Annotated in this window: 10 protein-coding genes; 3 read left to right on the top strand and 7 right to left on the bottom strand. The window is 69.8% G+C overall.

What is annotated here, in order from left to right; genetic code table 11:
- Positions 1-153: 153 nt before the first annotated feature.
- Positions 154-1,971: a thioredoxin-like domain-containing protein gene (locus OG963_RS22895; protein WP_371799394.1), complete on the bottom strand. Its 1,818-nt coding sequence runs from the start codon at positions 1,969-1,971 to the stop codon at positions 154-156.
- A 192-nt stretch (positions 1,972-2,163) separates the two neighbouring features.
- The gene (locus OG963_RS22900) at positions 2,164-2,964 is read right to left on the bottom strand and encodes a carbon-nitrogen family hydrolase (protein WP_093773736.1); all 801 of its coding nucleotides are present in this window, start codon (positions 2,962-2,964) and stop codon (positions 2,164-2,166) included.
- 183 nt (positions 2,965-3,147) lie between these two features.
- Here OG963_RS22900 and OG963_RS22905 point away from each other — a divergent pair, with 183 nt between their 5' ends.
- Entirely contained in the window at positions 3,148-3,972 is an 825-nt protein-coding gene (locus OG963_RS22905; RefSeq protein WP_030930260.1) for a maleylpyruvate isomerase family mycothiol-dependent enzyme, read from the top strand.
- 73 nt (positions 3,973-4,045) lie between these two features.
- On the opposite strand, the gene OG963_RS22910 is transcribed toward OG963_RS22905, so the two are convergent.
- Positions 4,046-5,356, bottom strand: a complete 1,311-nt coding sequence (locus OG963_RS22910; RefSeq protein ID WP_093773738.1) for a nitrate/nitrite transporter — start codon at positions 5,354-5,356, stop codon at positions 4,046-4,048.
- Positions 5,353-6,027, bottom strand: a complete 675-nt coding sequence (locus OG963_RS22915; protein WP_030930267.1) for a GntR family transcriptional regulator — start codon at positions 6,025-6,027, stop codon at positions 5,353-5,355. The genes OG963_RS22910 and OG963_RS22915 overlap by 4 nt, the downstream gene beginning before the upstream one ends.
- Before the next feature lie 173 nt (positions 6,028-6,200).
- On the opposite strand from OG963_RS22915, the gene OG963_RS22920 reads away from it, so the two are divergent.
- Together OG963_RS22920 and OG963_RS22925 are read left to right on the top strand one after the other, a co-directional pair.
- On the top strand, positions 6,201-7,100 hold the full coding sequence (locus tag OG963_RS22920; RefSeq protein WP_078879111.1) for a D-alanyl-D-alanine carboxypeptidase family protein: 900 nt from the start codon (positions 6,201-6,203) through the stop codon (positions 7,098-7,100).
- A gap of 191 nt (positions 7,101-7,291) precedes the next feature.
- A complete protein-coding gene (locus OG963_RS22925) occupies positions 7,292-9,205 on the top strand; it encodes a fibronectin type III domain-containing protein (RefSeq protein WP_371799395.1) in 1,914 nt (637 codons plus the stop codon).
- A gap of 76 nt (positions 9,206-9,281) precedes the next feature.
- On the opposite strand, the gene OG963_RS22930 is transcribed toward OG963_RS22925, so the two are convergent.
- The 3 genes from OG963_RS22930 to pdhA are packed head-to-tail and all read right to left on the bottom strand — an operon-like array spanning position 9,282 to position 12,864.
- A complete protein-coding gene (locus OG963_RS22930; RefSeq protein WP_093773740.1) occupies positions 9,282-10,721 on the bottom strand; it encodes a dihydrolipoamide acetyltransferase family protein in 1,440 nt (479 codons plus the stop codon).
- A gap of 11 nt (positions 10,722-10,732) precedes the next feature.
- Positions 10,733-11,713, bottom strand: a complete 981-nt coding sequence (locus OG963_RS22935) for an alpha-ketoacid dehydrogenase subunit beta (RefSeq protein WP_030930280.1) — start codon at positions 11,711-11,713, stop codon at positions 10,733-10,735.
- A gap of 2 nt (positions 11,714-11,715) precedes the next feature.
- Positions 11,716-12,864, bottom strand: a complete 1,149-nt coding sequence (gene pdhA, locus OG963_RS22940; RefSeq protein WP_030930283.1) for a pyruvate dehydrogenase (acetyl-transferring) E1 component subunit alpha — start codon at positions 12,862-12,864, stop codon at positions 11,716-11,718.
- Positions 12,865-13,000 lie beyond the last annotated feature (136 nt).

The raw sequence follows: 13,000 nt of genomic DNA on the forward strand, positions 1-13,000 counted from the left end.
CGGCAAGGCCCCCGGGCGATGATCTCAGTTCTTCGCCCGGGGGAGGAGAGCCAGTGGACTTCCACCCGAACCACCGGCCCGCGAAGTGGGTGACGAGCTTCCCGGCACCCGAACTCCGCGACGGCGCCGAGGACTTCTGAGGCCGTCAGCCCGTCAGGCCTGCTCGTCCATTCCGGCGAGCACCAGCGGCAGCCGCGACGTCCCCTGCGCACTCACGCGGACGGGGACGCCCCAGTCCTGCTGGTGGACGTGGCAGGCCGGGTACTCGTTGGCCGGGTCGTCGTCGCAGGACGCCGCCATCGCGGACACATGCAGGACGCCTTCGCTGACGCCGTCGGCCAGGACCAGGTCGCGGAAGAGATCGGTGCCGGGGCCGGCGCCCTCCGCCAGCAGCTCGGGCGGGGTCGACGAGACCAGCAGCCGGGTCGAGGGACCGTACCGGGTGTCCAGCTTCTGACCGGCGGGTGCCTGGAAGACCACATCCAGCCGGAGCGTGCCGGGGGCGATCTCGGTGGCCGCGCGCTGGGTGCGGTGCGCCTGGTCGGCGACGCGTACGGCCTCCTCGGGCAGCCGCAGCCGGGTCAGCCGGTGCCGGGCGGACTCGACGACGACGAGATCGCCGTCGACCACCACGGCATCGCTCGGCTCGCGCAGATCGGTGGCCAGCGTGGTGACCTCGCCGGTGGCGGGGTCGTAACGGCGCAGGGAGTGGTTGTACGTGTCGCTGACGGCGACGGACCCGTCGGGCAGCGCGGTCACGCCCAGCGGGTGCTGGAAGAGCGCCTGGTCGGCGGCGCCGTCGCGGTGACCGAAGTCGAAGAGGCCGGTGCCGACAGCCGTGTGCACGCTCCCGTCGCGGTCCACGTACCGCAGCGCGGACGTCTCCGAGTCGGCGACCCAGAGCCGTTCACCGTCGGCCGAGGCGGCAAGTCCGGACGGCTGGGCGAACCAGGCCTCGTCTGCCGGACCGTCGACAAGTCCTTCGTTGGTCGTGCCCGCGGCGACCTGCACGGTTCCGGACTCGGGGTCGTACGACCACAGCTGGTGGACGCCTGCCATGGCGATCCACAGCCGGTCGGCGAACCAGGCGACGTCCCACGGGGAGGAGAGGTCGACCTCTCGGGCCGGACCGGACGCCGGGGAGCCCTGCCACCACTGGTGGCCGGTGCCCGCGAGGGTCGTCGTCACCCCGGTCGTGAGGTCGAGGGCGCGGATGGCGTGGTTGACGGTGTCGGCGACGGCGATCCGGCCGTCGGGCAGCACGGCAAGCCCCTGCGGCTCACTGAACCGGACCTCGTCGGGCGCGCCGTCCGCGAGCCCCCGGTCCCCGGTGCCGAAGTGACGGCGGACCGTCTCACCGTCCCGTTCGATCTCGACGAGGCGGTGCCGGGTGGTGTCGGAGACGAGGAAGCCGCCGTCCGGCAGCAGCAGGGCCTTGCCGGGGAAGCGCAGATGCGTGGCGACGGGCTCGGGCGCCACGTACGGGCCGTCGCCACGGCGCAGCGTGCCCTTCGCGGCGTGCTCGGCCTCCAGCTCCTCGACGAGCTTCTCGATGGCGTGCGCATGGCCCTCGCCGGCGTGCTGGGCGACGACGTAGCCCTCGGGGTCGATGACGACCAGTGTCGGCCAGGCGCGGACGGCGTACTGCTTCCAGGTGGCGAGTTCGGGGTCGTCGAGGACGGGGTGGTGGACCTCGTACCGCTCGACGGCGTCGACGACGGCCTGGTGCTCGGCCTCGTGGACGAACTTCGGCGAATGCACGCCGATGATCACCACGGTGTCGCGGTGCTTCTCCTCCAGGTCACGCAGCTCATCGAGGACATGCAGACAGTTCACACAGCAGAACGTCCAAAAATCCAGAATGACGATGCGTCCCCGCAGGTCAGCGAGGGTGTATTGCTGGTCGCCGGTATTGAGCCAGCCACCCTTGCCGACCAGCTCGGGGGCCCTGACGCGCGCACGTGTTGCCATGTGAACAGTCAACATCACCGGAGTGCGTCCGCATTCCGGAGGGTCTCGGGCATGGAGGTCTCACACGTCCCGGGGAGACCCACCGGGGCGTTTCACGTGAAACCGGGCTCCGCCCGACGCCGGGTCGGGCCCGGTCCGACGGATGCATCGGCGGATACCCGACGGTGGTGCGAGTCCGGTCCGACCGATGCGTCAGCGGCTGCTCGACGGCGGGGCGAGACCCAGCCGTCGGTCCTTCAGCGCCGGGAACTGTTCCCGCGTGGCGGCGACCCCAGCCGGGTCGAACTCCACGGTGAGCACCTCCTCGTCCGCGCCCGCCTCGGCGAGCACCTCGCCCCACGGGTCGACGGCGATGCTGCGCCCGGCCTGCTCGACCCCGGCGTGGGTGCCGGCGGTGCCGACGGCCAGGACGTACGCCTGGTTCTCGACGGCGCGCGCCTGGGCCAGCAGCGTCCAGTGGGCGCGACGCCGCTCCGGCCAGCCCGCCGGGATGACGAGCGTCTGCGCGCCCGCGTCGACGAGGCCGCGGAACAGTTCGGGGAAGCGCAGGTCGTAGCAGGTGGCGAGGCCGAGCGTGGTCTGCGGCAGGGCGACCGTCACGAGTTCCTCGCCGGCGCCCATCATCACCGCCTCGCCCTTGTCGAAGCCGAAGCGGTGGATCTTGCGGTAGGCGGCTGCCCGCTCGCCCTCCGGGGTGAAGACCAGCGAGGTGTTGTAGAGCGTGCCGTCGTCGGCACGCTCCACGAAGGAGCCGGCGTGCAGCCAGACTCCGGCGTCGGCCGCGGCCTTCGCCATCAGGTCGTGGGTGGGCCCGTGCAGCGGTTCGGCCTCGTCGGCGAAAGCGGTGTACGCGAACGCGCCGACCGGCCAGAGTTCGGGTAGGACCACCAGATCGGCGCCACGCTGGTCCGCGACCAACGACGCCACGCGATCCCTGCGGGAATTGACGGATTCGTCCGGGTCTACTGCGATCTGGATGAGGGAGGCGCGCACACTACCACCGTCCTGGCATTCGAGCCGTCAACACGGGCCTACGATCGTCACACGAAAGCACTGCCGGGGTGCCTGCTCGCAGCGTAACTTAGCGACCGAACCTCCCACGCAGCCCGCAGCCGCCGCCCGCCGACCGCGCCCAGCAGTCCAGCCCATGCACCGCAGAACCGCACGAGGGGTCCCGTGACCGTCCATCCCAGCCTCCAGACCTACGCCGATGCCTGGACCCACTCCGTCGAGTCGATAGCCGAGCTGGTGAAGCCGCTCGCCGAGGGGGAGTGGAACCGCCGTACACCGTGCCCCGGTTGGTCGGTGCGCGACATCGTCTCGCACATCATCGGCATGGAGTGCGAGCAGCTCGGCGATCCGCGGCCGATCCACACGCTGCCGCGCGATCTCTACCACGTACAGAACGACTTCACCCGCTACATGGAGATGCAGGTCGATGTGCGGCGCCACCACACCGCACCCGAGATGACCTCCGAGCTGGAGTACACGATCATCCGCCGCTCCCGTCAGCTGCGGAACGAGTCGCGTGACCCGGAGACCATGACCCGCGCGCCGCTCGGCGCCGAGCAGACCCTGGAACTGGCGCTGCGGATGCGGGCCTTCGACGTCTGGGTGCACGAGCAGGATCTGCGGGCGACGCTGGGTGCGCCCGGCAACCTGGACTCCCCCGGAGCCGCCATCGCACGGGACGCGCTGCTCGCCGCGCTGCCGAAGGTGGTCGCCAAGGACGCGGGCGCGCCGCCCAATTCGGCGGTCGTGCTCGATGTGCACGGGCCGGTGGAGTTCCTGCGCACGGTCAGGGTCGACGCGGACGGCCGTGGTTCGGTGGACGGTTCGCCTTCGCTGGGGCCCGCGGTGACGCTGTCGATGGACTGGGAGACCTACGTCCGGCTGGCCTGCGGTCGGGTTCGCCCGGCGGCGGTCGCGGACCGGATCAAGGTCGAGGGCGACCAGGAGCTGGCGACGGCGATCCTGCAGAACTTCGCCGTGACGCCGTAACAGCGCGGTCGGCGGCGCCCGTCTTTCGTGAAATGAAGAGACGGGCGCGCCGCCGAGCCGGCTGCCGCAGAGGTCACGCGGGCACGTGCACGGCCTCCACGCGGCTGACCACATGGTGGTTCCGCTCCCGCAGCGTGGCGCGGGCGTGCAGCCGCAGAATCTGGACGACCCCGAGCGCCTCCAGCACGAAGACGGAGGCGAAGGCGATGCTGTAGTTGTCGCCCGTCGCGTCGAGCAGCACACCGACGGCGAACAGCGTGGTCATCGAGGCGGTGAAGCCGCCCATGTTGACGATCCCCGACGCGGTGCCCTGTCGCTCCGGCGGGTTGGCCGGGCGCGCGAAGTCGAAGCCGATCATCGAGGCGGGACCGCAGGCACCGAGCACCGCGCAGAGCGTGACCAGCAGCCACATCGGCGCATGGTCGCCCGGGTACAGGATGGCCGACGCCCACAGGACGGCGGTCACCGCGACCGTGCCGAGGGCCAGCGGGGCGCGCGCCGCATGGTGGCGGGCGATGACCTGCCCGTAGACGAGGCCGACGGCCATGTTGGAGAGCACCACCAGGGTGAGCAGCTCACCGGCGGTGGACCGGCTCAGCCCCTGCGCCTCCACCAGGAACGGCATCCCCCACAGCAGCAGGAACACCATGGCCGGGAACTGCGTGGTGAAGTGCACCCACATCCCGAGCCGGGTTCCGGGCTCCCGCCACGAGGCGGCGATCTGCTTGCGTACGTATGCCGCGCCGGCGTGCTCGACGGGCGGCGGCTCGTGCCCCTCCGGGTGGTCCTTGAGGAAGAGGAGCATCAGCACCAGCACCACGACCCCGGCGACCGCGCTGCCCGCGAACGTGGCGGTCCAGCCGAAGCCGTGGAGGGCGCGGGCGATGAAGAGCGTAGAGACAAGGTTGCCCGCCATGCCGAAGAGCGCGGCGATCTGGCCGATCAGCGGCCCGCGCCGGGCCGGGAACCAACGGGCGCCGAGCCGCAGCACGCTGATGAACGTCATCGCGTCACCGCAGCCGAGCAGCGCACGGGAGGCCAGCGCCGTGGCGTACGAGGGGGAGAGCGCGAAGCCGAGCTGCCCGACGGTGAACAGGACGGCCCCGATGGTGAGGACCTTCTTGGTGCCGAGCCGGTCGACCATCAGGCCGACAGGTATCTGCATGCCCGCGTAGACGAGCAGCTGAAGGATGGAGAACGTCGACAGGGCGGAGGCGTTGACGCCGAACCGGTCGGCGGCGTCCAGGCCGGCGACCCCGAGGCTCGTACGGAAGATGATCGCGACGAAGTAGACGGCGACGCCGATGCCCCAGACCCGGGCGGCACGCCGGCCGCCGGGCGGATCACCGGGCAGGGACAGGGTGGGAGCGGCGGCAGAACTCACCGGTCCTCACCCCGGACCAGCACCTTGACCCGGCTGACGTGGCGCCGTACGACCTGTGCGGCACCGTCCGCGTCACCGGCCCTGATCGCGTCCAGCAGCTCGCCGTGCTCGGTGATGTTGGCGGCGATCCTGTCGGGGTGCGCCTCCATCACGGCGACGCCCATCCGCAACTGCCGGTCGCGCAGCTGGTCGTAGAGGCGCGACAGGATCTCGTTCCCCGCGTTGCGCACGATCTCGGCGTGGAAGCAGCGGTCCGCGACCGAGACGGCTGCAAGATCGCCGGCCGCCACGTGCTGCCGCTGCTCGTCGAGCAGCTCCTCGAGCCGGGAGATCAGCTTCGCCGAGGCAGGCACGGCCTTGCGGGCGGCGAACTCCTCGACCAGCAACCGGGTCTCGACCACGTCCGCGATCTCCTGCGCGGAGACGGCGAGCACCAGGGCCCCCTTCTTCGGGTAGAGCTTGATCAGCCCTTCGACCTCGAGCCGCAGCAGCGCCTCGCGCACCGGCGTACGGGAGACGCCGACGGCCTCCGCCAGGTCCCCTTCGGTGAGCAGCGTCCCGCCCTCGTACCTGCGGTCGAGCACCGCCTGCTTGATGTGGGTGTAGACGCGCTCGGCGGCGGGCGGCTGCTTGACGGGCGGGCGGGTCACGGCAGGGGGTGCGGCAGGCATGCACACAGCATAGATACAACATGCGTGCATGCAGGGACGGCGTCCGGGATCCGGACGGTAAAGCCCCGGAAATTACCTCGGGAATCGGCACATCCATCTGCTCCTCTCGTGAGTCTCACCACCGAGCGGCACCTTCATGTAGCCGCATTCCAGGGGCATTTGGAGCGTTCAAGTTGAAAATCGGCATTAAGGGCATAAGCCGCGCATCCGCCACTGTCACCGTGGCCCTGACCGCGGGTGCCGTCCTTGCAGGCAGCGTCTTCGCTGCCACGGCGCAGGCCGCCACGCCGCCCACACCCACGATCGCCGCCAAGGGCGGCTACGTGATGAACAACGGCACCGCGAAGACTCTCTTCACGAAGGCCGCGGACACCCGTCGCTCCACCGGCTCCACCACCAAGATCATGACGGCCAAGGTGGTGCTGGCGCAGAAGAACCTGAACCTGGATTCCAAGGTCACGATCCAGAAGGCGTACAGCGATTACATCGTCTCCAAGGGCGCCTCGTCGGCCCACCTGATCGTCGGGGACAAGGTCACCGTCCGCCAGCTTCTGTACGGTCTGATGCTGCCGTCCGGCTGCGACGCCGCGTACGCCCTCGCCGACAAGTTCGGCACCGGCACCACCCGCGCGGCCCGGGTGAAGTCGTTCATCGGCAAGATGAACGCCTCCGCCAAGTCCCTCGGCCTGAAGAACACCCACTTCGACTCGTTCGACGGCATAGGGAACGGCTCGAACTACTCGACGCCGCGCGACCTGACGAAGATCGCCAGCAGCGCGATGAAGAACTCCACGTTCCGCACGGTCGTCAAGACCAAGTCGACCAAGCAGAAGGTCACGACGAAGAGTGGCGGCTACCGCTACATGTCGTGGTCCAACACCAACACCATGCTCAGCAGTTACAGCGGTGCGATCGGCGTGAAGACCGGTTCCGGTCCTTCGGCCAAGTACTGCCTGGTGTTCGCCGCGACCCGTAACGGCAAGACGGTGATCGGCACCGTGCTCGCCTCCACGAGCGCGACCACCCGGACCGCCGACATGAAGAAGATCATGGACTACTCCTTCAAGAAGTAGTCCTCCACCCCGCGCCCGGGGTCACGAGAAGGGGCCTGCCGCGCACTGCGGCGGGTCCCTTCCCGCACCCGGGCCCTCCCCGCCATCCGGCCTGAAAGGGCAACACGGACTTGACCAGCATTTCTCACAGACGCCTGCGCACCGTCGCCGCGCTGTCGGTCGCCGCGACCTCCTGCAGTCTGCTCACGGCTGTGAGTACCACGACCGCTTCGGCGGCGACGACGTGTGCCTCGCCCGTCTTCAAGCGCCAGTTCTTCGCCAACACCACGTTCTCCGGAACGCCGAAGAAGACCGACTGCGACTCGGTGATCGACCAGAACTGGGGCACCGGCGCACCCGCCTCCGGTCTGCCGACGAACAACTTCGGTGTCCGCTGGTCCCTGACCCGGGACTTCGGCTCCGGCGGCCCGTTCACCTTCACCGCGTCGTCCCTGGACGGCATCCGGGTCTACGTCGACGGAGTGCGCAAGGTCGACATCTGGAAGAACGTCTCCGCCACGCAGAAGAAGACGGTCAACGTCACCGTCCCCAAGGGCAAGCACTCCCTGCGCATCGACTTCGTCAACTGGACGGGCTCCGCCAACGTCAAGTTCGCCTACACACCGCGGACGTCGGCCACCGTCGACAAGGTCAAGCCGCTCGCCCCGGTCGGTGTGAAGGCGGTCCTCGACAACGCCACGGCCAACGCCAAGGTGACCTGGACGAAGAACAACGAGATGGACCTCGCGGGCTACCGGGTCTACCGCCGGCTCAAGGACTCCAGCACCTTCACCCACGTCAAGACGACCACCGCGACCTCGTACGCGGGTCTCCCGCCCGAGGCCGGGAAGACGTACTACTACGAGGTCCGCGCCTACGACAAGGCCGGAAACGTCTCCACCGGCAGCACCGACCAGCCGGTGACCACCGTCGCCGTCACCGCTCCGGCGGGTCTCACCGCGCGGGGCACGGACGCCGCGATCGTGCTGTCCTGGCAGCCCGTCCCGGGCGCGGTCCGCTACAACCTGAAAAGCGGCGGCCAGGTCCGCTCCGTCACCGCCACGTCCTTCAGCGACACCACGGTGAAGCGATCCGAGGAGCGGACCTACCAGGTGGCCGCCGTGGACGGCGCCGGGCGCACCTCCGCGTACAGCTCCACCGTGACGGCCTACCGTCCGGTCGCGGCGCCGAAGGACATCGTCGCGACACCGGGGATCAGCAGGGTGACCTTCACCTGGACGACCGATCACGCCATCGACGGCAATGTCTACGACTTCCACGTCTACCGTTCCGAGACGCTCCCCGTGGACACCTCGACCGAGCCGGTCCGGTGCAGCACCACCTACAAGAGACTCGACAACGGACGGCTCCAGTACACCTGCACCGACACCTCACCGGCAGGCGGCGCCACGTACCACTACGTGATCAAGGCCTGGGACGACAACGCGATCGAGTCGGTGGCTTCCCCCACCATCACCGTCACGACACTCGCCAGGGATCTGACCCCGCCCGCGGCGGTCACCGGGCTGACCGCCGAGGCGACCGAGTACGGCATCGAGCTGCGCTGGAACGCCAACACCGAGCCCGACCTCAAGCGGTACGTGGTGTACGTCGGCGAGCTGATCGACAGCGAGGACGAGCGAGTCTGCTACGGCGTCTCGTCCGTGTACCTCGGCGCGGGCACCACGTCCTACACGGATGAGCGGCTGCCCGACGGCGAGGAGCGGTGCTACTTCGTCGACGTCGAGGACACCTCCGGCAACTCCAACTTCGGGGCGACTCACGACGCCGAGATCGCCGTCGTCACCGAGCGGGATCTGACACCGTCCGTCGAGACGCCGGACAACGCGTCCCTCGCGCTCACCGCGCTCAAGGGCGCCACCGGCACCTCGGTGGACCTGTCCTGGAACAGGGTCGCGGACGCCACGGGCTACCTGGTCGAACGCTGGAACCCGGCCACGGACGCCTACGAGCAGCTGACCACCGGACCCGTCACGGAGATGTCGTACACGGACGCCACCGCTCCGGCCGGCACCACCCACTTCTACCGGGTGACGCCCGTGCTCGGCGACGGAACCGAGGCGGCACCCGCCGCGGCCTGGGTCGTCCTGGCACCCGTCAGGTGACCTGACCCGACAGCAGAAGCGGGCCTGTGCGGAGGAAACTCCGCGCAGGCCCGCTTTCTCATGTCTCACACAGCCGTCAGGCCCAGGTGATGAGCCTCTTGGGCTGTTCCAGGATCGCGGCGACGTCCGCCAGGACCTTGGAACCGAGCTCACCGTCGACCAGGCGGTGGTCGAACGACAGCGCCAACGTGGTGACCTGGCGGGGCTTCACCTTGCCCTTGTGGACCCACGGCTGCAGCTTGATCGCACCGACCGCAAGGATCGCGGACTCGCCCGGGTTCAGGATCGGCGTACCGGTGTCGACGCCGAAGACTCCGACGTTGGTGATCGTCACCGTGCCACCCGCCATGGCTGCGGGGGACGTCTTGCCCTCGCGCGCCGTGGTGACCAGCTCGCCCAGCGCCGCGGCGAGCTGGGGCAGGGTCTTGTCGTGCGCGTCCTTGATGTTCGGCACGATCAGACCGCGCGGGGTGGCGGCCGCGATGCCCAGGTTCACATAGTGCTTCTGCACGATCTCCTGGTCGGCCTCGTCCCAGGCGGCGTTGACCTCCGGGTTCCGCTTGATCGCGACCAGGAGCGCCTTGGCGATGATCAGGAGCGGGTTGACCCGGACCCCCGCCATGTCCTTGTCTTCCTTGAGCTCCGCCACGAGCTTCATCATGCGCGTGACGTCGACCGTCACGAACTCGGTGACATGCGGCGCCGTGAAAGCGCTGCCGACCATCGCCTGCGCAATGGCCTTCCGTACGCCCTTGACCGGGATACGGGTCTCCCGGGCACCCGGGACGGGGGTTGCGGCGACGGGCACCGCGACAGCCTCGGCCACCGCGGCCGGGGCGGTGGGTACGGATGCCGGCGCCGGTACGGGCGCGGCCGCCGCGTGCACGTCCTCGCGGGTGATGATCCCGCCCGGACCGGTCGGGGTGACCGTCGCCAGATCGATGCCCAGGTCCTTCGCCAGCTTGCGAACCGGCGGCTTGGCGAGCGGGCGGCTCTCCGGGACAACGGTGCCAACGGTGGGGGCGGGGACGTCAGCGGCAACGGTGGCGTGACCGTTCAGCTCGCCCTGGATCGCGGCAGCCGCGGCAGCCGGCGGCTCGGTGCCCTTGCGGGCGCGCCGCTTGGTGGAGGACTCGGCCACGCCGTAGCCCACCAGCACGGGTTGGCGGCCCTTCGGTGCCTCCGGTTCCGCGGCCGGTTCCGGTTCGGCCGCGGCCGGAGCCACCGGCTCCGCCGCTTCGCCGCCGCCCGGCACCACGTCCACCGCGATGATCACCTGACCGACGTCGACGGTCGTGCCCTCGGGGAAGCGCAGTTCGTGCACCACCCCGTCGAACGGGATCGGCAGCTCCACGGCCGCCTTGGCGGTCTCGACCTCGCACACGACCTGGCCGTCGGTGACGGTGTCGCCCGGCTGGACGTACCACTTGAGGATCTCGGCCTCGGTCAGTCCCTCGCCCACATCGGGCATCTTGAACTCACGGAAGCGAGCAGACGTTTCGGTCATCGTCGTCACGAACCTTCTCCTCAGTACGCCAGCGAGCGGTCGACGGCGTCGAGCACGCGGTCCAGGCCCGGCAGGTACTCGTCCTCGAGGCGCGCCGGCGGATACGGGGCGTGGTAGCCACCGACCCGGAGCACCGGTGCTTCGAGATGGTAGAAGCAGCGCTCCGTGATGCGGGCGGCGATCTCGGCCCCGGAGCCGTAGAACACCGGCGCCTCGTGGACCACGACCAGCCGGCCGGTCTTCTCGACCGACGCCTGGACGGCGTCGAAGTCGATCGGGGACATCGACCGCAGGTCCAGGACCTCGATGGACTTGCCCTCCTCCTGGGCGGCCGCGGCCGCCTCGAGGCAGACCTTCACCATCGGGCCGTACGCGACAAGGGTGAGGTCCGAGCCCTCTCGCACCGTCGCGGCCTTGTGCAGCGGTCCGGGGATCAGGTCGGTCTCGACGTCGCCCTTGTCCCAGTAGCGCCGCTTCGGCTCGAAGAAGATGATCGGGTCGTCGCTCTGGACGGCCTGCTGCATCATCCAGTAGGCGTCCGAGGCGTTGGACGGCGAGACCACCTTCAGCCCCGCGACATGTGCGAACAGGGCCTCGGGCGACTCGCTGTGGTGCTCGACCGCGCCGATGCCGCCGCCGTACGGGATCCGGACGACGACCGGCAGCTTGATCTTGCCGAGCGCGCGGGCGTGCATCTTCGCGAGCTGGGTGACGATCTGGTCGTACGCCGGGAAGACGAAGCCGTCGAACTGGATCTCCACGATCGGCCGGTAGCCGCGCAGGGCCAGACCGATCGCCGTGCCGACGATGCCGGACTCGGCGAGCGGGGTGTCGATGACCCGGTCCTCGCCGAAGTCCTTCTGGAGCCCGTCGGTGATCCGGAAGACCCCGCCCAGCTTGCCGACGTCCTCACCCATGATGAGGACCTTGGGGTCGGTGTCGAGGGCCTTGCGCAGCGACTCGTTGAGCGCCTTCGCGAGGGACATCTTCTGGGTGGCCATGACTAGTTGCCCTCCTCGGCGAACGAAGCCTGGTAGGCGGCGAACTGGGCGCGCTCCTCGTCGACGAGCGGGTTCCCGTCGGCGTAGGCGTGGTCGAAGATCGCCATCCGGTCCGGGTCGGGCATGGCCCGTACCGCTTCGCGGACCCGCTTGCCGAGGGCTTCGCTCTCCTCGTCCAGCGCGGTGAAGAACGCCTCGTCGGCGAGTTCCTGCTGCTCCAGGTAGGTACGCAGCCGCAGGATCGGGTCCTTGGCCTCCCAGGAGACGCGCTCCTCGTCCGCCCGGTACTTCGTCGGGTCGTCGGAGGTGGTGTGCGCGCCCATCCGGTACGTGAACGCCTCGACGAGGGTGGGTCCCTCGCCCCGGCGGGCCCGCTCCAGCGCCGACTTCGTGACGGCCAGGCAGGCCAGTACGTCGTTGCCGTCGACCCGGACGCCGGGGAAGCCGAAGCCCTGTGCGCGCTGGTAGAGCGGCACCCGGGTCTGCTTCTCGGTCGGCTCGGAGATGGCCCACTGGTTGTTCTGGCAGAAGAACACCACGGGCGCGTTGTAGACCGCGGAGAAGGTGAACGCCTCGGCGACGTCGCCCTGGCTGGAGGCGCCGTCACCGAAGTACGCGATCACGGCCGAGTCCGCGCCGTCCTTGGCGACGCCCATGGCGTAGCCGGTGGCGTGCAGGGTCTGCGAGCCGATGACGATCGTGTACAGGTGGAAGTTGTTGGTGTTCGGGTCCCAGCCGCCGTGGTTCACACCGCGGAACATCCCGAGCAGATTGGTCGGGTCGACCCCGCGGCACCAGGCGACGCCGTGCTCACGGTAGGTCGGGAAGACGTAGTCGTCGTCCCGCAGCGCCCGGCCGGAGCCGATCTGGGCGGCCTCCTGGCCGAGCAGCGAGGCCCACAGGCCCAGCTCGCCCTGACGCTGAAGCGCGGTGGCCTCGGCGTCGAAGCGGCGGGTCAGGACCATGTCCCGGTACAGACCGCGCAGCTCGTCCGCGGTCAGGTCGATTTCGTAGTCCGGGTGCTCCACCCGCTCGCCCTCAGGCGTCAGCAGCTGTACGAGCTCGGGCTCGGAACTCTGTGGCGTCTTCGCGGCGCTGGTCCGCTTGCTGCTGCGTCGCGGTTTGCGCGCGGCAGTGCTCTCCACGGTCACGTGCGTGCTCCTCCGTCGGTCCGGCCCCCGGGGTCTGCCGGGAGACCAGTGCGGCTCGCCTGTGTCCGTACCCGTGCACGGGGTGGGTGCCGCTCGGCCGGGAACAGGCGTGACAGGTGCCCCGGCGAGCGTCCTG

Origin of the sequence: Streptomyces sp. NBC_01707, assembly GCF_041438805.1 — a bacterium.
GTDB lineage: Bacteria > Actinomycetota > Actinomycetes > Streptomycetales > Streptomycetaceae > Streptomyces.